The following is a 19,447-nucleotide window of genomic DNA, read 5'->3' as shown; positions in this document are numbered from 1 at the left end:
TAAACAGCCTCTAGTCAATTTCATATTGGCGATATGGCAAACCAAAACAAATATAACCTTGCCATATTACAGAATAATAAATAACCGGGAAAAAATCATGAAAACCTCTATGTCAAAACTCACTAAGGCAATCAGTGGTGTCTTGGCTGCTTCAGCAGTCAGTACAATGACTATCGCAGTACCCGCCTTAGCTCAAGATAACGCAGAAGAATCACAAACCGAAAATATTATTGTTACCGGCACGCGTGTAACAAATCGTTCTGCTGCAGATTCACCTGTGCCTGTTGATGTCATTGGCGGTGTAGAATTTAGACAAAATTCATCAACTGATGTGCAAGATTTATTGCGTACTTCAGTACCTTCGTTTGATGTAAACACACAGCCTATAAGTGACGCAGCAACAATCGTGCGTCCTGCTAACTTACGTGGTTTGTCGCCAGACAACGTACTGGTATTGGTTAACGGTAAGAGACGTCACCGCGGTTCAATCATCTCCTTTTTAGGTGGTGGTATTTCTGATGGCGCGCAAGGCGTGGATATCTCTGCCATTCCTTCAATGGCATTAAAGCAAGTTGAGGTTTTACGTGATGGCGCTTCGTCACAGTATGGTTCTGATGCTATTGCAGGTGTTTTGAACTTTATTCTAAAAGACAATGCTGAGGGCTTCGAAGTTCAAGCTAGATATGGTTCGACGTTCGAAGGTGACGGCGACAATTTTGTTGTATCTGCAAATGCTGGTTTGCCTTTGGGTGATGCTGGTTTCGTCAATATTACGGCCGAAATCAAAGATGTTGACGGTACAGTACGTTCTGTAGTTCGCGACGATGTCGCCTTTCAAATAGCAAATGGTTACACGCCTGTCTCTGACTTTGAACTGATCAATACTTACACCAGCGAAGTACCTCAGTATTGGGGGCAACCTGATGTAGAAGACGATATCAAGTTATTCGTTAACTCTGAATACGATATTAGTGAGCAAGCCACGGTTTACTTGTTCGGTAATTACGGCGAACGTATGGTGACAGGTGGATTCTTCTATCGTAACGTAGTGGGTGGCCCATCTAGTCAACGTGGCGGTGTTTACCGTGGCCCTTTGGTTGATCCAGCAACCGGTTTAAGAGCAGACGATGGTGTGCCTTCAGTATTGGTGGGTGATTTAGATGGTTTGGGTATGGGTGGCTCATGTATTGACGGTATCCCTCTAGGCGGTCAAGGCGGCGTGAATCCAGATCCTACGTTCTTAGCGCAGGTCACAGCTGATGACAACTGTTTCTCGTTCATCGAGACCATCCCTGCTGGTTTTGTACCGCGTTTTGGTGGAACAAACGAAGACACTGCGATTACTGTGGGTGTGAAAGGCGAGTTAAATATCGGAAACGGCTTTTATTATGATATCAGTGCACAACAGGGTTCAAACAGAACTGATTTCTTTATAAGAAATACAATCAATGCCTCATTAGGTCCAGATACGCCTAGAGACTTTGTGCCCGGTGGACAAAAACAATCAGAAACCTTGTTTAATGCAAACTTTGTTTACACACTGGATGTCGGTTTGTATTCAGATTTGAACATTGCCTTTGGTGCGGAATACAGAGAAGAAGAGTTTGATTTATATGCTGGAGATAACGCCTCTTTTGCCTTAGGACCACTTGCAGACCAAGGCTTCGCATCTAGTTCAAATGGTTTCGGCGGCTTCCCAGCAACCACTACTGCGTCTCAAGACAGTACGGCTTTCTATATTGATTTAGAAGCAGATGTTACCGAAGAGTTGACGCTACAAACGGCCGTACGTGTTGAAGACTTTAGTGAATTTGGCAATACGACTGATTTTAAACTAGCAGGTATTTACCACCTAACAGATGAAATCAGATTGCGCGCAGCTTATTCAACAGGTTTCCACGCACCCACTGCCGGTCAAGCAAATATCACTAACGTGACAACACAAAATGTGAACGGTGTGTTGGTTGACCAAGGTACCTTGCCTTTGTCTTCAGTCGCGGGGCAGCTAGCCGCAGATTTTGTTGAAAGTGCAGGTAACGGCCGTCCACAATTAGGCCCTGAAGAAGCGGTTAACTATTCCTTTGGTATTGGTTTTGATGTTGCGGGTACAAGCTGGACAGTCGATTACTACAATATTGAATTGACGGATCGTGTCGCACTAGGTGCAAATGTTGACTTCTTGTCTGCCTTGAATTTTGCTGGTGGTGCTGGCTCAGACTTCGCTACTGTGTCAGAAGCGTTGACCACACTTGATGCACAAGGCGTGATTAATCGTCAAGATTTCTTGGGCTTGGATGACCTCTCTGAATTTAGATTCTTCTCTAACAGTTTCGGTACCACCACAACTGGTATTGACATCGTTGGTAACATCGATTTTGATTTCATGGGTGGTGATTCGCGAATCACGGTTGCAGCTAACTATAACGAGACCGAAGTAGATAGTGTCGGTACAGTTAATCCGATTAGCGCTGGACGTGTGAATGCAATTGAAGATTTGCTGCCTAATACGCGAGGCAATATCTCATGGAGCCACACTGACGGTAACATCAGAACGTTACTTCGTGCCGTGTATTACGGTGGATGGGATGATACTGGAAACGGTGTTCCCGGCATTGGTGCAGAAGTCCTAATTGATGCACAAGTAGCTTACCGCATGTCAGATCAACTGGAGTTTATTGTTGGTGTAGATAACTTGTTTGATACCTACCCAGAAGAAAACCCAGACGCTGGCGGTTTAGGGCAGTTGTACTCTGAATCAAGCCCGTTTGGTTTTAATGGTGGTACTTGGTACTTACAAGCAAAATACACTTATTAAAAATGTAATTAGGCTGATGGATACATTGGTCAATTTACAGCTTTGATATGAACAAAAGCCAAGCATAGTGTTGCTTGGCTTTTTTTATGCTAGGATTTGTAGTTTAAATGGTAAATTCAGAAGAACCGAACCACTGACAAATCGCCAAAAGACGTCTCTATGTGGCGGCCTTTTTGATTCCAAGCCCGCAGCAATACCAAGGTTTTTTCATCCTTCGATGTCCAAGAGAACCCAGCGCCGATTGCATTCGCTTTTTCGTCCCCCGACTCTTTTAAGCCAGTTTCTGTATTGGTGTTCTTTATATGTCCTCTACCGATTTTATATTCGGCAAAGAAGTTAAAATTGTTCGGTAAGTTAACGGAGAGGAATGGGCCTACATTTGCATTAATCGAGTTTGACTCTAGTTTACCAACGGTGGGAACGGGGGATGACAAAAAACTAGGTTGAAATAACAGTGATTCAGGGCTTTCGAGCGAAAGATGTTTAAAAGACCATCCACCAACAATGCTCAGAGACCAATCAAAACGGTCACTCAATTTGGGGCGATTTAGAAAGAAGTGTTCGAATAGTGATTCTTTATTGTTAAAAGTGAATAAGTTGTGTTGCCCAAATAACTCAATCTTCGTTGATTTAGTGTTTTCAAGAAACTGTCCTTCCAGTATTTGAGAGCTTATTCCGTTGGGGCTTAAATCTTCTACGTCAGTGTTAAAGCCTTCTAAAATTTGATAGTTCAGGGTTATTTTTGAATGCTTTAATTTTCGATAAGCAAAAAGAAAATTTTGTGTTTTAGTTTCAACGTCATTAGGCAAGACGTCGACAGCATAACCAATCTCTACGCCGTTCACATCGACAAACAAGCCCAATCTCTCATTGTTGATAGGCGTGAGCAAGAAGGCCGTTTTTTGAGTAGGATCATTTTGTTGTTGAAATATGAGCGTGTGACTCGTATCCGGCCTAGAGAGTGTCGTTCTGAGTGAGGTGATGTTCCATTCAAAAGCGAATGCAGAACACGTCATTGTACTTACGGTAATGGCAAAAATTATTTTTCTTAACATGGTAGAGCAACAAATCACTGAATAGGTGGAAAAAGTATAGAATGAAAAACAGGGTGAATAATTCGCAATTTATAAACAATACGATTAAATGTGTGTGATATTTAAACAAAATTATCACGCGGCGGTGTTATAAGAATAAATCCATGGCTCGGAGACAAAGAATCATTTGTGTTTTCGTACTTATATCGTGTTGAACTCACTGGATTTAGCGTTTATTCTCTCATTTTGATTTCTTCATACATATGATTTTACGGGTGTTTTTTATGCTTGGAGTAGGCCGTTTTGAGTGAGCAACAAATACCTGATGAACGCGTTTCCTATCGACAGGAATCTGTCGATAATGTGTTTTCTCAAGGCCAAAAACCCTTTTTTGTGCAATCTCCGCCCAAGTTGTCTGCGTATACACTCACATTTCTTCTATTACTTGTTTTTATTGTCTTATCCCTATTTTTGATAAAATTACCTGTGCATATGGCGGCCGAAGGCGAAGTTATTGCTGGTAAAGATTATCACCAGATGGTGGTGAATCAGGATGATCAAATTGTCTCTAATATAAATGTCAGTGAGGGCGAGAAGGTGACAGAAGGGCAGGTTTTACTGTTACTCGAAAACCGAAATCAGCGTAAACTGCATGCAGATTTACAGGACATTGAATTACAAATCACTACGGCGAAAAAACACATTGAAGACGCGAATAGATTTTTTCAGGAAAGTAAACAAAACCTTGAATGGCAATCGCTTGAACAGCACAAAATCATCCAGCAGTTGCGCAATACTTTGGTTGTTGAAGAACGAGTACTTCAGCGATACCGTAAAAATGTGGAAAGTGGTTTGATTGCTGCGACCTTAGTTGATGAGCAAGTGCGCGCATTGGCGCAAATTGAGGCTAACTTACTTAAAGAAGAATCCTTGGTTAAATCACTCGCATTGCAAGGCTTGCATCTAGAAGAAAACTTCCAGCGAGAAAAACATAGTCAACAAGCACATATTGACCGTATGCAGCTTGCGAGAGCACGCTTGCAAGATGGATTGCAGATCTTGTCTCCATGCAATTGTGTGGTAGACAATATTTTCACTCAGGAAGGTTTGCCGGTTGTATCTGGACAATCAGTTATTACGCTTTCAAATACACGAGAAAAATCCTCCCTCGTATTATACATTCCAGCTAAAAACTATCGCCAAATTCAAGTTGGTCATCAAATTCATGTTGAGCTGTCGGCTTACCCTGTCAATAAGTTTGGTGCGCTGTTAGCGACAGTACAATCAGTCTCAAGCTCTCCGGTGCCGGGAAATATGGTCAATAAGCACGGGCAAGGCTTACAAGCTACTACCTATTTTGTAGTTAAGGCCACGATAGACAAAGTACCCGATAACGTGAGTTTAGTTACAGGCATGGCTGTTGGCTCGGATATTGTGGTGGATAAGACATCCTTGTTTGATTTGTTGTTTGGCTTTGATAAAAAGCCTTAGTTTACAGTTGGAGCTTTGCAAATAAATGGATATCTCTTTTTTTAGCCACCGCAAAAAAACACCGGTTGTCTTGCAAAATGAAATGTCAGAATGTGGCTTAGCATCCCTAACCATGTGTTTTCAACATCATGGTTTGGACGTGTCTTTACATCAATTGCGCAGTAAATACCGTTTTGGAAAAGAGGGAATGTCAATCGCAGACTTATCCAGTATCTGTGAGAACGAGGGCTTAATCGGGGATGTCTATGAGCTGGGTATGGAGCATATGCCAGAGCTTACACTACCCGCTGTCTTACACTGGGACTTGTCTCATTTTGTTGTACTGAGCAAAATTAATGGGAAAAAGTACACTATTCACGATCCTGCCGTAGGCAAAATCTTGATGACAGAAGAAGAGGTAGCTAAGCACTTCACTGGATATGCAATGATGATCGAGATTGCTCAAGCTGAGGCTTTCAATGCAGCAAAAACGACGTGGGAGCTAGCGAACGAAAAAGCGCGCTCTTTGTTAACGTTTCGCGAGTTATTTTTTCGATCAAAGGGCTTAGCAAAAGGACTACTAAATTTAATTGTTTTAACTTTTGTTGCGCAATTGATGGTAATGACCATCCCTCTTGTGAGTCAGGTGGTTATAGATGATTTTGTCGGCGTGAGTGAAAACCAGTATTTATTGCCAGTCATATTTGGTGGTATTGGCTTAACGCTTTTTATTTTTGTAGTGAGAATGTTTAGAGGATGGGCGTCTATTGTCATTGGTTATCATTGGCACGCCAGTTTTTCATCTTATTTTTTTCAACGCTTAGTCAGACTGCCTATCAGTTATTTCGAATCTAGAAACATTGCAGATATCAATACCAAATTTCGCGTTTTAGACCAGCTAAAGGAGAGTTTTACTGAGCAGTTGGTAGATGGCTTCATCGATGGCTTGATGTCTATAGTCACTATCATAGTCATGTTTATATACATGCCTGTTTTAGCCTTAATCTCAGGGGGATTCTTTTTATTTTATTGGGGGCTTAGAACGTATCTAGTCCGTCAAGAGGTGTTGTTTGCAGGCACATTTTTTACTGAAAGTGTGAAAGAGTCGCACACATTTTTTGAAACCATAAGCAATATGCTCGCGGTAAAGCTTTATGGGAGAGAAGGGGCGAGATACCAACAATGGAAAGCATTTTATGTAAAGAAAATGAATGCCAGTGTGGTACAAATGAAACTAAAGCTTTGGTATACCGCGAGTAATGAATTACTTGGGCAAGTAGAGCGTTTGATTATTTTGTATATCGGTGCATTAGCGGTAATACAACAGGAAATTACACTCGGTATGCTATTCGCGTTTATTGCTTACAGAGAAATCTTCTCCACCCAAAGCAAATCATTGGTTGACAATATCTTAAGTTTTAAAATTTTGAAGGTTGATTTAGATCGATTGTCAGATATTGAAGTGGAAGATGTTGAGGCCAATATGTTGGGTGATGGTGCTATTAAACAAAAGATAAATGGCCGTGTCAGTACTCGACAGTTAACATACGTGCACGATGGTGCGCGAAGCCCTCTATTTGAAAATCTGAATATAGATATTGAAGATGGAGAGCATGTAGTCATCACTGGCCCTTCTGGTGTGGGCAAGACGACGCTTATTAAACTGCTAGCAGGTGTTATTGAGCCTACACAGGGAGACATATTGATCGACAATGTACCCCTTCATTCAATAGGCAAACAACATTACCGAAAGCATGTTGCTATTATTAGCCAGCAAGAGGGCTTGATTTCTGGCACGTTGTTTATGAACATTGCCTTTGCCGATACCGTAATTGATGAAGAACGGGTTTATGAGGCTGCAAAAAAAGCGCATGTTTATGATGAAATTATGCATTTCCCAATGCAGTTTCATACGGTAGTGGCAGGCAGTCACAGCACTTCACTGAGTGGTGGACAGGTTCAGCGTATTTTGATTGCCCGTGCCCTGTATGCCAACCCATCGATACTGTTCATGGACGAAGCAACATCTGCGCTTGATCATGCGATGGAAAAAAAGGTGGTCGCCACTCTGAATGAAATGAACATTACGCGTATAAGCGTAGCCCATCGTAAAGAAACCATTGCCACTGCCGACCGCGAAATCGCTTTAGCTTAGTTAAGCTAAACTCGGGATAAGCAACACCGTCCAGCAGCGCCCTAAATCCCGAGTTCAGCATACTTAAGTTGTCGTAGATATTTTTTAAGTTTTTCCAGCAAAGTTCGAATTCCCACTCATTACCATTGTTAGCTTTATCAATACTACCGTATAGAATTTACTACGCTTTTTGACGCGCAGGCTTTAATTTATGCACTAATGGTTAAAATGCAATCAATTATTATTCGTTATTGGAATAGAATTGTTGTTTTTTATATTTATTCTGTTTTTTTAAAAAAAAGTATGGATCATACGTAGTTTATTTTATACCTTTGTATTGAAGCAAATAAGCGATGCATTTAATTTTGTGTTCCACAAACGAATATATCGATTTGCTTCCTAAGAAAACGCATTCTTAGAGAAAACAAATAACATTAAGCTATTAAAAATTACTCTCATTAAGATCTATTAGACGGAGCTGTACACAATGAAAAAAGTTAATACTCAAACTCAAAAGCAAGTTACTGGTGGAAGTCAATTGTGGAGAGACAAGCGATAGCAAGTAGTTGCTAGATTTGATTCTCTAAATGACCGCTTAATGCGGTCATTTTTTTTGCAATCTTACCTAAGCTATTGTTACATCGGCCTAACTGATAAGGTGAGTTTTTTGAAGGGAAATTGGCCATTTAGTCGGCTAATAACTGATTACGCATTGAATTACTTGGTGCGAGATATGTGGTTTAATCTCAGCTACATATGAAATATCGGTGTCGGTAATTATTTATTTTGATTTCAGACCCTAGTTTTACTACTCTTTTTATTTTGTGCTTTTAATACGTCATTAATAAAACTACGCCGTCCGTATTGTCGGGTGATAATACATTTATCCAAAGAAAAGCCTCTGGCAGGGCAGTATTCGCGTCCGTAAAAAATGATTTGCAAATGTAGCTTATTCCATTTTTCTTTTGGGAAAATGCGTTTTGCATCTTTTTCGGTCTGTTCTACACTTTTTCCATTTGATAGCCCCCATCTATACATAAGTCGATGTATATGGGTGTCTACTGGAAAGGCCGGTATATTGAAAGCCTGCGCCATCACAACAGATGCTGTTTTATGACCCACTGCGGGCATGGCTTCTAGTGCTTTAAAATCTGCCGGAACTTGCCCATCGTGTTGTTTAATAATCATCTCAGATAGATGCCAAATGCCTTTAGACTTCATCGGGGATAAGCCGCAGGGTTTAATTATTGCTTTGATTTCATCAATCGTCAATTTAACCATATCATAAGGGTTATTTGCTCGCTCAAAGAGAAGAGGGGTAATTTGGTTGACACGTTCATCGGTACATTGTGCTGATAAAAGCACGGCAACTAGCAATGTATAGGGATCTTTGTGATCCAAAGGCACAGGAGTCTCAGGGTAAAGCTCTTCAAGAATTTCTATAATTGCTTGGACTTTTTCTTGCTTTGATACTGGCTTTTTCATTCTGTTTTTCTGGGGATTATTATAAATCTGTACCGGTCACGCGCGCGCGGGTAACCACTTTATTTGCACCTTGGAGACTTCGTTGTTCGACTACTTTGTCAACAAGGTTTTTCGCTGCAATTAATAGTCCCATACCGATGAAGGCACCTGGTGGTAGTATCGCTAGCAAAAATTTACTTTCGGTGTTAAAAACCGTAATGGTAAAAGCTTTTGCGCTTTCTCCGAATAATAAGTCTGCACCAGAAAACAGAGTACCGAGGCCAAGAATTTCTCTCATCCCACCTAATATTACCAGCACAATGGTAAAGCCCAGCCCCATCATCAGTCCATCAAAAGCGGCAAACTGCACTGCATTTTTAGAGGCGTAGGCTTCTGCACGACCAATGATGGCACAATTGGTCACAATTAAAGGAATAAAAATGCCCAAACTAAGATATAGTTCGTAAGTAAAGGCATGCATCAATAATTCGGTGACCGTAACAAAAGCAGCAATAACCATAACAAATATGGGGATCCTAATTTCGTTGGGTACGACATTCCGGACTAGCGATACGGTTATATTTGAGCCCAAGAGAACCAAGGTGGTGGCAATGCCCAAACCCAAGCCGTTAATAAATGTGCCAGTAACGGCAAGGAGAGGGCATAGACCAAGTAGCTGTACGATAGCTGGGTTGTTTTTCCACAGACCTTCAACAAGCAGTGATTTTAATTGTGCCATACTATTTTACTCACTCCTGCCATTTGTGTTCGCATCGTAGCAGTTTGAGGGAGTGTTAAACAAAAATTCAATGTTATTATTGGTGTATTCAGCTGCTTTTGCCACTGCTTTTACCACAGCGCGAGGTGTAATTGTGGCACCAGTGAATTGATCAAACTGCCCTCCATCCTTTTTCACCGCCCATCTAGCGTGCGTGTCTTGGCTGTATTTTTGACCACTAAAGCTCAAAATCCAGTCACTTATGCGCAAGTCTATTTTATCACCCAGGCCAGGCGTTTCTTTGTGGTTAAGTACACGCGCCCCTAATACCGTTTGTTCGTCATCTATTGCGACGAGTATATCTATGTCTCCACTGTAACCATCCGCTGCGGTGGTTTCTATCAATACGGCAACATTCTGTCCTTCCATACGTGCTCGATATGCTCGCTGACCTTCATTGTTTAAGAGAGGGTCGGGAGAGATAACAACACAATCATCGTGCAATAAATTGTTGTGACTTGATGCAGGTACTAACTGGTTCAATGTCATGAGTAACTGCTGTTGTTTTGCGTTTTCTATTTTGTCATTCGTCATAGCAAAAGTGAAAGCAATTGCACTGGTGGTGACAATGGCAAAAGCGGCGAGAATGAGCCCCTTGTTTCCTATTTTTTTTATCATGCTTACTTACCCGAATTTGCCCTTGTTTTTACGCGGTGACCATAAGTACGAGGACGCGTGTAATAGTCAATCAAAGGTACAGCCATATTCATCAATATAACTGCGAAGGCGATGGCGTCTGGGTAGTTACCCCAAGTGCGTATTAGTATTGTCCATATTCCGATTAATGCACCAAAAATTAGACGGCCTTTGTTGGTAGTGGACGCTGATACAGGATCAGTTGCGATGAAAAATGCACCAAAAATTAGACTGCCATTTACTAAATGAAACCACGGGGAAGCATAAACTGAACTGTCGATACTATACAAAACTAAAGCAGCCAGTAATCCGCCGACAATCATACTGACGGGTATATGCCAGTTTATTATCTTTGCTTTTATTAAGATAAGTCCACCAATGGCGTAGGCTAAAGCGACAGGTGCCCAAGCTACACCGTTACTACCACTAAATATGTTTGCCGACATTGCTTCTTGTACAGTGTATGACTGCTGTAATTGAGTTCTAACATGATCGAGTGGTGTGGCCATCGTGACACCGTCAATGCCTGAACGCAGCTGGTCTACACTATATCCATTTGCTGTGAATCCGGTAAAAACGGTGTGGATAGCGTCCCAAAGTGAGTAGTTTTGTTCACTTAAACTAGTAGGGGGCAGCCAAGATGTCATTTCTACTGGAAAAGAAATGAGCAGCATCACGTATGCAGCCATGGCAGGATTAAACAGATTATAACCTAAGCCGCCGTAGAGCTGTTTAACAATCACAATGGCAAAGCTACTACCAATCACTGCAATCCACCAAGGCGCTAGTGGAGGCAAACAAATTGCTAAGAGTAAGCCAGTAAGTGCCGCGCTATAATCTTTGACAACGCGCTCAGTGTTCTTTTTTCTCAGTTCGACAATGACACTTTCGGCTAAAACAGCACTGAGTACGCAAATCACAATTTGTATGAGTATACCAAAACCAAAAAACCAAGTTTGCGCTAATATGCCAGGCACACAAGCAAGCATAACTATACGCATCACAACGCCGGTGTCGCGCCTGTTATGATGATGCGGCGAGCTCGCTACATTTAGTTTACTCATGTTTGTTTTTTTCCTGTTGCTGCGCTTTTTTGGCTTTTGCTCTTGCAATTGCTGCGGCTATTTTGGCTTTTTTGTCATCTTTTGCATTAGTATTGTCTGCTTTGGGCTCGGTTGGCTTGTCCGCAGCATTTGATAGTTCATTCGTTTGAGAAATGGGTTTCTCGGAAGTGGATGAAGCTTTGTTTGTTACCGCCGCTTTTTTTGCTTTGGCTCGCGCTAGTGCTGCCGCTATTTTGTCTTTTGCACTACTGTCAGACTTCATGGCTTGTTGCCTTGCTTGAGCGGCTAAGCGGTGCTTTTCGTCACGCGCTTTTTTCTCTTTTAATAGGCGCGTTTTTCTTGCTTCGAAGCGAATTCTTGCTTTTTCCGCTTTTTCCTTGTCCACTTTTTGTTGTTTTATGTCTGATTTCGCTATGCGGTAATAATGGACAAGCGGGATTTCACTCGGACATACGTAAGCACATGCGCCGCATTCAATACAATCAAATAAGTTGTACTCTTCTGCCTTTTCATACTCTTTCGCTTTGCTGTACCAGAACATTTGCTGTGGTAGTAAGGATACTGGGCATGCATCGGCACAGGCAGAGCAGCGAATGCAGGCTCGCTCATCTTCAAGAGATGGCAGTTCGTCGTCTGCAGGTGCTAATATACAATTTGTTGTTTTTACGATAGGTATTTTTACGCTACTTAAGGTAAAACCCATCATTGGGCCGCCCATTAGTACTTTGGGGTAAGCTTGTTTTTCAGGGGAGTATCCAGCCAGCGCAAGTAAATCTGCTACTGGGGTACCAATGTATGCCCAATAATTTTGTGGTTTGGTCAGAGCATTGCCAGTAAGGGTAACTACGCGCTTAGTAAGTGGTTTACCTTCCATTATTGCATCTGCAACGGCATAGCAGGTACCTACGTTGTACATTAGACAACCTACATCAATAGGTAAGCCATTTGATGGGACTTCTCTGGACGTTAGCACCTGAATTAGTTGTTTTTCGCCGCCTGCAGGGTATTTAGTGGGTATGCTGACAACTTGGTAATTATCCTGTTGCTGGCATGCAATGGACATTGTCTCCAAGGCTTCGGGTTTATTGTCCTCAATCGCCACAATAACTTGTTTGGGAGACAACAAATAAACCAAAACGTCAATGCCTTGTCTTATTTGCCAAGCGTGTTCTCTCATCAGGCGATCATCGGCACTGATATAGGGCTCGCATTCGACACCATTTATGATTAAAAACTCAACGGGTTTATTGCTATTCGACTTTAAGTGAGTAGGGAAACCTGCTCCGCCCATGCCACTTATACCCGCTTGGCAAATTGCTTCAATCAATTCAGATTTTTCGCATTTGGTGTAGTCTAGCAAGGGCTCAAAGTTCAGCGCATTGTCTTTACCATCGACGGCAATAACGACGGTGGTTTCCTCAAGACCGGAGGCATGTGCAGCGACGTGCGATGTGATATCGACAATGGTTCCTGAGCTGCTAGCATGTATTGGTACGGCAAAGGGACTGTGACTTTGGGTAAGTGCCTGCCCGGTTTTTACGTAGTCGCCAATGTTAACTATTAGTTCTGCGTCCACACCGATGTGCTGCTTGATGGGAATAAATAACTTTTCGGGTAAGGGTGCGTCAGCGATGTTCTCGGTGTTTGATAACGATTTTTGGTCGAGTGGATGCACTCCACCTGGAAAATCCCAAAGTCGTTTAGCTGCTAACCGTTCCATTACAAGATCAAAATCTGCAAACATCGTTGATATTAAACCTGTTTAATGGGGATATCACCCACTGTCATTTTTTCAAAACGCCATTGCCAAGACTCAGTGCTTTGCGTCAACGGCAACATATCTATGCAGTCGACAGGGCAGGGATCCACACATAAGTCACAACCGGTGCACTCGTCAATGATTACTGTATGCATGTGCTTAGCGGCACCAATTATCGCATCTACTGGGCAAGCTTGGATGCACTTTGTACAACCAATGCATTCGTCCTCTCGGATGTAAGCGACCTTTTTCACATCTTCAACACCGTGAGCAGCATCTAAAGGTTTTGCGTCTACGCCCATCAAGTCGGCTAGCTCTTTTATGGTCGCATCTCCTCCCGGAGGACATTTATTGATTTCATCACCATTTGCAATAGCCTCTGCATATGGGCGGCATCCGGGATAACCACATTGACCGCATTGCGTTTGCGGTAATATTTGGTCGATTTGATCAACTAAAGGATCACTCTGTACCTTAAACTTTATTGCCGCATAGCCAAGCAACAAGCCAAAGCAGAGCGCGAGTAAAGCAAAAGCGAGAATGGCAATAAAGGTAAAAGTCATCCAATTAAACCTGCAAAGCCCATAAATGCTAGCGACATCAAACCAGCCGTAATCATCGCGATAGATGCGCCTTTAAATGGTGCCGGAACATCCGCTGCAGCCAAGCGTTCTCTCATGGCTGCAAATAACACCAATACAAAAGAGAAGCCAATAGCAGCACCAAACCCGTAGACAATCGATTCTACGAAGGTATGTTGCTTTGTTGTATTGAGTAATGCGACGCCGAGCACGGCACAGTTGGTAGTAATTAAGGGCAAAAATATACCGAGCAAGCGGTACAAGGTTGGGCTGGTTTTCCTCACCACCATTTCTGTAAACTGCACCACAACGGCGATAACAAGAATAAAACTAAGTGTGCGTAAGTAGCCTATATTCAATGGTTGCAAAATATATGACTCAACCAAGTAGCTACTCATGGAGGCAATAGTCAGCACAAACGTTGTCGCAAGTGACATCCCCATAGCTGTCTCAAGCTTGCCTGAAACCCCCATAAAAGGACACAGCCCCAAAAACTGTACCAATACAAAGTTGTTAACTAATACCGTACCTACGAGTAGTAGTAATAATTCTGACATATATGCTTACTTACCAAAACAGAAGGTGCAAAAACTTAGGCGAAACGTAATCTAGCAATTATCGCCTTTTACTGCGCGGTAAACAACATGAAAAACCTAAGGTTATTATTGTTTTTGATAAACAGCCTCTAGTTAATTTACGCAAAAATGTATGGATGTATGTTCGACTGAAAACCACTCAGTATTAAAAAGCAAGACGTTGACAGAGCTATAAGGGAGAGTAAATACAGAATAGAAGTAGTGGCTCCCCCTCCCCGACTCGAACGGGGGACCTGCGGATTAACAGTCCGTCGCTCTAACCAACTGAGCTAAGGGGGAGCAGATACTTATTGTGTTAAAAGTTGGCTCCCCCTCCCCGACTCGAACGGGGGACCTGCGGATTAACAGTCCGTCGCTCTAACCAACTGAGCTAAGGGGGACCTGACTTTCAACGGATGCGCATATTAATCAGCTAGTTCCTCACTGTCAATAAGGTTTTTTGGTTTTTTGTATTTATACCGGCGATTTTGACTTCAAGTGCGTAAAGTATAAGCAATGTCCTTTTTTTCAAAAGATATTGCGCTTTCTCACTGCTCCTTTTGGCGTCAACGTGAATAATCGGTAGGCCGAAATTATTAGAAGCTGCTGTTCCTTGTTGCAGCCTTTTGACTTAAGCCATTAGGCCTGCAAGTCTGCGCCGCGATCAGATAGACCATAATTGAACAAAACTTGTACACCAAAGGTCAACAGACCCTAGTTTTTACTGCTTGCTGTCAAGCTTTTTTATAAAATACCAAAGGATTAAAAAGTCATTACACTATAACAATTCAGTATTAAAAAGTGTTTGAATACTGTATTCATGAACAGTGTTTAATAAATTTGTAACATTAGAAAAAGACGTGAAAGGTTAGTAGAGACTTACCTAAATTTTAACAAAAACGGCTGGATATAGCGTCATTATTAAGGCGCAGCAGGTTATCAACATTTCCTGTGGATAAGTATGTTGATTACTTTTTTGAGACAGATTTTGAATACACGCATATTGTCAACAACAAATTCATTTTATTTCGTGTTAAAAACTATTAATTCTTTATTTTTCAATAAGATAAAGTTTTTTATTAGTGAAATTGCTAATTTAAAGTTGCTGGTTAGCTTATTTTATCTTCCCTGTGTGTTACTTTTTTTGATATATAAAAAATATATTAATTTGACATACAAATACCATTTTGGAGTCAGTTTATTGACATGTAAGTAGTAGGCAGTATTTTGTCGTAGCTAATAGCTTACAAACGCTAAGAAACCTGCGACTCATACACAAAACTGTCATATTTGCTAAAACTGTTTCAGGGACTTGTTGATATTTCCTGTACGAGTATGATGTAGGCAATCTTGGTCAGGTTGCACCGAAGATTTGCGATGGACAAAATCTACAGGGCGAGTTCGTATTTTATTTCTATTGTTATCTCAATCCTACAAGTAGAATAGCCATGCCACGGTCGCTCCGCGTTTCAAACATGAAGCACAAACCGCTGCAAAATTGCACACCAAAGGTCAACAGCCCCTAATTATTAGGATATAATTTCCGTTTGCTATGAGCGCTAAAAAAGAAGAAAAATACTTTGAACAAATCTAAAGTAAACAACATGCTTGAGGGAGATATCCCCAAAACTCTATTAAATATGACCATGCCAATGATATTGGCCATGATCATGCTGATGACTTTTTCGGTCGTCGATACGTTTTTTGTGAGTATGTTAGGCACCACAGAGCTTGCTGCGATCAGTTTCACATTTCCTGTCACTTTTACCGTTATAAGTTTGAATATTGGCTTGGGTATTGGTACCTCTGCAATCATTGCGAAATACCTTGGAGGAGGGGAGACAGAGCACGCTAAATCTATCGCTACTGGGGCTATAATACTGTCTGTCTTATTGGTGGCATTGCTCTCGTTGTTATGTTTCTTGCTGCTGCAACCAATATTCATGGCAATGGGGGCAAACGAGGAAACCATGCCCTTTATTCGCGATTATATGGGGATTTGGCTGTTGTCTGGCATATTTTTAGCTTTACCTATGGTGGGTAACAGCGTATTGCGGGCTAACGGTGATACTAAAACGCCAAGTGTTATCATGGCAGTGAGTGGCGGCATTAATGCATTGCTAGACCCCTTGCTTATATTTGGCTTTGGACCTGTACCCGCTTTTGGGATAAAAGGAGCCGCGATAGCTACAGCTGTTGCTTGGGCGGTGTGTGTGGTGTGGATATTGTATTTGTTAGCTATCAAACGGCAACTAATAGAAGCTAAATTATTGAACTTTGAGGACTTTGTACAAGCATCGTCTGGCGTATTAAAAATTGGCTTACCGGCGGCTGGCGCCAATATGCTAACGCCCATTGCTGGGGCGATCATTACTGCTATTGTTGCTAGCTATGGCACAGAAGCTGTAGCGGCTTGGGGTGTGGGTAGTCGTCTAGAATCATTAGCCTGCATCGTTGTGCTTGCTTTATCGATGTCTCTCCCCCCATTTTTGAGTCAGAATTTTGGTGCTAATAAATGGCATCGAATCGAAAGTGCATATATGTTGTGCATGAAAACTGTGATGGCATGGCAGTTTTTAATGTTCTTGTTGCTCATTGCTTTTGCACCTTATATTTCCGCTGTATTTGCTGATGAGCAGTTAGTTCGAGATAAAATTGAATTGTTTTTGTTTATTGTCCCGCTCGGTTATGGTTTTCAAGGTATTGTAATTTTAACTAACTCTTCATTTAACGCTATGCATCTGCCACTTTCCGCGCTTATATTGAGTGTCATCCGCCTTTTTATGTGTTTTATCCCAATCGTATATTTGGGGAGTTTGTTGTTTGGCTTATTGGGCTTGTTTTGGGCTTGCGTAATCGCGAACTTTATAGTTGCCGTAGTATCTTATCTGTGGTTCAAACGTATATTAGTTAAAAATCGAGTTGATGGTATTGTTTCCACCGCGACAAATTAAATTGGGTCATAAAATTTAAATGAGTAAAGGTTTTGAATTAGCGTCTAAATATTCTCCTGCGGGAGATCAACCTAAGGCGATAAGTAGTTTAGTAGAAGGTTTAGAGGATGGGTTAGCATGCCAAACACTACTGGGTGTGACCGGTTCTGGAAAAACGTTTACGATGGCAAATGTTATTGCAGAGGTTCAACGGCCCACCCTCATTCTCGCCCATAATAAAACCTTAGCGGCGCAACTTTACGGGGAAATGAAGGAGTTTTTTCCTAAAAATGCCGTAGAGTATTTTGTCTCTTACTATGACTATTATCAGCCCGAAGCCTATGTACCGAGTACGGATACGTTTATAGAAAAAGACGCCTCGATAAATGATCACATTGAGCAAATGCGTTTATCTGCGACTAAAGCCTTGATGGAGCGGCGAGATGTCGTCATTGTCGCTTCAGTGTCGGCTATCTACGGCTTGGGTGATCCTAAGAGCTATATGAAAATGCTTTTGCATCTTCGTCAAGGCGATATCATGAATCAACGTGATATTCTTCGTCGGCTCGCAGAACTGCAATATTCAAGGAATGACTTAGCGTTTGAGCGCGGTACGTTTAGGGTGCGCGGTGATGTGATAGATATTTTTCCTGCCGACAGTGAAAAACAAGCCGTTAGGGTCGAGTTGTTTGATGAAGAAATAGAGCGCATTAGTTTTTTTGACCCTCTGACCGGCACCATTGAAAAGAATGTTGTACGAGCCACGATTTTTCCTAAAACGCACTATGTAACCCCAAGGGAAAAAATAGTTGACGCAGTCGAACACATCAAGCTGGAGTTAAGTAAGCGGCAAAAACAGCTAAAAGAAAATCATAAATTACTTGAAGAGCAACGGATCAGTCAGCGCACTCAGTTTGATGTTGAGATGATGTTGGAGCTAGGTTATTGTTCGGGTATTGAAAACTACTCTCGTTACCTTTCTGGCAGAGCGCCTGGCGAGCCGCCGCCAACTCTCATTGACTATTTTCCGGCTGATGGGCTTTTGTTTATTGATGAATCACATGTGACAGTCTCGCAGATTGGAGCAATGTATAAGGGGGATCGCTCGCGTAAAGAAACACTTGTTGAGTATGGCTTTAGATTGCCTTCTGCACTGGACAATCGTCCTTTGAAGTTTGAAGAGTTTGAACATATTTCACCACAAACCATATACGTTTCGGCGACACCCGGGGACTATGAATTAGAAAAGACTGATGGTGAATTTGTCGAGCAGGTTGTTAGACCAACCGGATTGCTAGATCCTGAAATTGAAGTGCGCCCAGTAAATACTCAAGTAGACGATGTCTTGTCCGAAATAAACAAGCGAGTTGCACTGAACGAGAGAGTCTTGATCACTACTTTGACCAAGCGTATGGCGGAAGACTTAACTGATTATCTCAGTGAGCATGATGTACGCGTGCGCTATTTGCATTCTGATATTGACACCGTTGAGCGAATCGAGATTATTCGGGATTTGCGTATTGGGAAGTTCGATGTACTTGTCGGGATAAACTTGTTGAGAGAAGGTTTGGACATGCCAGAGGTATCACTGGTAGCCATTCTAGATGCTGACAAGGAAGGCTTTCTACGCGCAGAGAAATCATTGATACAAACTATCGGTAGGGCAGCTCGCCACCTCAATGGACGCGCTATTTTATATGCTGATCGCATCACCAAATCGATGAAAAAAGCCATGGATGAAACCGCTCGGCGTAGAGAAAAACAAATGTTGTTCAATAAAGAAAACAACATTACGCCTCAAGCTTTGGTTAAGCCAATCACTGATATAATGGACGTAGGTGATAAAAATGAAGGTGAAGCAAGGCAAGGACAAGTCAAACTGCGTAAAGTGGCTGAAAAATCTTCGTCTTATTCACCTATGTCTGCCACTGACTTAGTTGCTGAAATAAGTAAACTTGAAAAACGTATGTTTGAACATGCCCGAGACTTAGAATTTGAAAAAGCAGCAAAATTGCGGGATGAAGTCGAGTCTCTGCGTAATCAAGTGGTAAAATTGTCTTAAAATTTGGCGATTTAAGCGAAAAGGTGTAAAGTTTTAGTTATATAAAACGATAACTAAACATAATGCCAAACAAGTGTACAACTATTTCGAGATGGTTCTCTATGCTTAAATATATTTTGGCATACGTGCACTAGTTAGAAGG

General features: G+C 41.8%; 13 protein-coding genes and 2 tRNA genes. 5 read left to right on the top strand and 10 right to left on the bottom strand.

Translation table 11 applies throughout. The annotated features are described in order from the left end of the window. Positions 1-97: 97 nt before the first annotated feature. On the top strand, positions 98-2,815 hold the full coding sequence (locus ACFOHL_RS02975; RefSeq protein ID WP_376918710.1) for a TonB-dependent receptor plug domain-containing protein: 2,718 nt from the start codon (positions 98-100) through the stop codon (positions 2,813-2,815). Between the two features lie 116 nt (positions 2,816-2,931). Here the strand turns inward: ACFOHL_RS02975 and ACFOHL_RS02970 are convergent, their stop codons facing one another. Further along, complete coding sequence (locus ACFOHL_RS02970; RefSeq protein WP_376918709.1) at positions 2,932-3,831, bottom strand: hypothetical protein; 900 nt, start codon at positions 3,829-3,831, stop codon at positions 2,932-2,934. A gap of 321 nt (positions 3,832-4,152) precedes the next feature. Here ACFOHL_RS02970 and ACFOHL_RS02965 point away from each other — a divergent pair, with 321 nt between their 5' ends. Together ACFOHL_RS02965 and ACFOHL_RS02960 are read left to right on the top strand one after the other, a co-directional pair. Further along, positions 4,153-5,340: an HlyD family secretion protein gene (locus ACFOHL_RS02965; RefSeq protein WP_376918708.1), complete on the top strand. Its 1,188-nt coding sequence runs from the start codon at positions 4,153-4,155 to the stop codon at positions 5,338-5,340. A gap of 25 nt (positions 5,341-5,365) precedes the next feature. After that, positions 5,366-7,474 carry a peptidase domain-containing ABC transporter gene (locus ACFOHL_RS02960; protein ID WP_376918707.1) on the top strand — a complete coding sequence of 703 codons (2,109 nt, stop codon included), beginning with the start codon at positions 5,366-5,368 and terminating at the stop codon, positions 7,472-7,474. 771 nt (positions 7,475-8,245) lie between these two features. Here ACFOHL_RS02960 and nth read toward each other — a convergent pair. The 9 genes from nth to ACFOHL_RS02915 all read right to left on the bottom strand — a co-directional run bounded on the left by nth (position 8,246) and on the right by ACFOHL_RS02915 (position 14,711). Continuing rightward, positions 8,246-8,938 carry an endonuclease III gene (gene nth, locus ACFOHL_RS02955; RefSeq protein ID WP_376918706.1) on the bottom strand — a complete coding sequence of 231 codons (693 nt, stop codon included), beginning with the start codon at positions 8,936-8,938 and terminating at the stop codon, positions 8,246-8,248. A gap of 19 nt (positions 8,939-8,957) precedes the next feature. Further along, positions 8,958-9,656, bottom strand: a complete 699-nt coding sequence (locus ACFOHL_RS02950; protein ID WP_376918705.1) for an electron transport complex subunit E — start codon at positions 9,654-9,656, stop codon at positions 8,958-8,960. 6 nt (positions 9,657-9,662) lie between these two features. After that, complete coding sequence (gene rsxG / locus ACFOHL_RS02945) at positions 9,663-10,313, bottom strand: electron transport complex subunit RsxG (RefSeq protein WP_376918704.1); 651 nt, start codon at positions 10,311-10,313, stop codon at positions 9,663-9,665. Between the two features lie 2 nt (positions 10,314-10,315). Further along, complete coding sequence (gene rsxD / locus ACFOHL_RS02940) at positions 10,316-11,395, bottom strand: electron transport complex subunit RsxD (RefSeq protein WP_376918703.1); 1,080 nt, start codon at positions 11,393-11,395, stop codon at positions 10,316-10,318. Then, a complete protein-coding gene (rsxC, locus tag ACFOHL_RS02935; protein WP_376918702.1) occupies positions 11,388-13,139 on the bottom strand; it encodes an electron transport complex subunit RsxC in 1,752 nt (583 codons plus the stop codon). The genes rsxD and rsxC overlap by 8 nt, the downstream gene beginning before the upstream one ends. Positions 13,140-13,147: 8 nt before the next feature. After that, complete coding sequence (gene rsxB / locus ACFOHL_RS02930) at positions 13,148-13,717, bottom strand: electron transport complex subunit RsxB (protein ID WP_376918701.1); 570 nt, start codon at positions 13,715-13,717, stop codon at positions 13,148-13,150. Next, a complete protein-coding gene (rsxA, locus tag ACFOHL_RS02925) occupies positions 13,714-14,292 on the bottom strand; it encodes an electron transport complex subunit RsxA (protein WP_376918700.1) in 579 nt (192 codons plus the stop codon). Before rsxA ends, rsxB begins: the two co-directional genes overlap by 4 nt. Before the next feature lie 241 nt (positions 14,293-14,533). Next, positions 14,534-14,610 (bottom strand) — tRNA-Asn (locus ACFOHL_RS02920). Between the two features lie 24 nt (positions 14,611-14,634). Then, positions 14,635-14,711, bottom strand: a tRNA-Asn gene (locus tag ACFOHL_RS02915). 1,203 nt (positions 14,712-15,914) lie between these two features. Between ACFOHL_RS02915 and ACFOHL_RS02910 the strand changes: the two genes are divergently transcribed. Both ACFOHL_RS02910 and uvrB read left to right on the top strand, forming a co-directional pair. Continuing rightward, entirely contained in the window at positions 15,915-17,264 is a 1,350-nt protein-coding gene (locus ACFOHL_RS02910; RefSeq protein ID WP_376918955.1) for an MATE family efflux transporter, read from the top strand. 19 nt (positions 17,265-17,283) lie between these two features. After that, positions 17,284-19,305 (top strand): excinuclease ABC subunit UvrB, encoded by a 2,022-nt coding sequence (gene uvrB, locus ACFOHL_RS02905; RefSeq protein WP_376918699.1) that lies wholly within the window; start codon positions 17,284-17,286, stop codon positions 19,303-19,305. The last annotated feature ends 142 nt before the right edge of the window (positions 19,306-19,447 follow it).

This window comes from Agaribacter flavus, from assembly GCF_042646125.1.
In the GTDB taxonomy this organism is placed as follows: domain Bacteria; phylum Pseudomonadota; class Gammaproteobacteria; order Enterobacterales; family Alteromonadaceae; genus Glaciecola; species Glaciecola flavus.
This window is presented reverse-complemented; position numbering and strand designations above follow the sequence as displayed.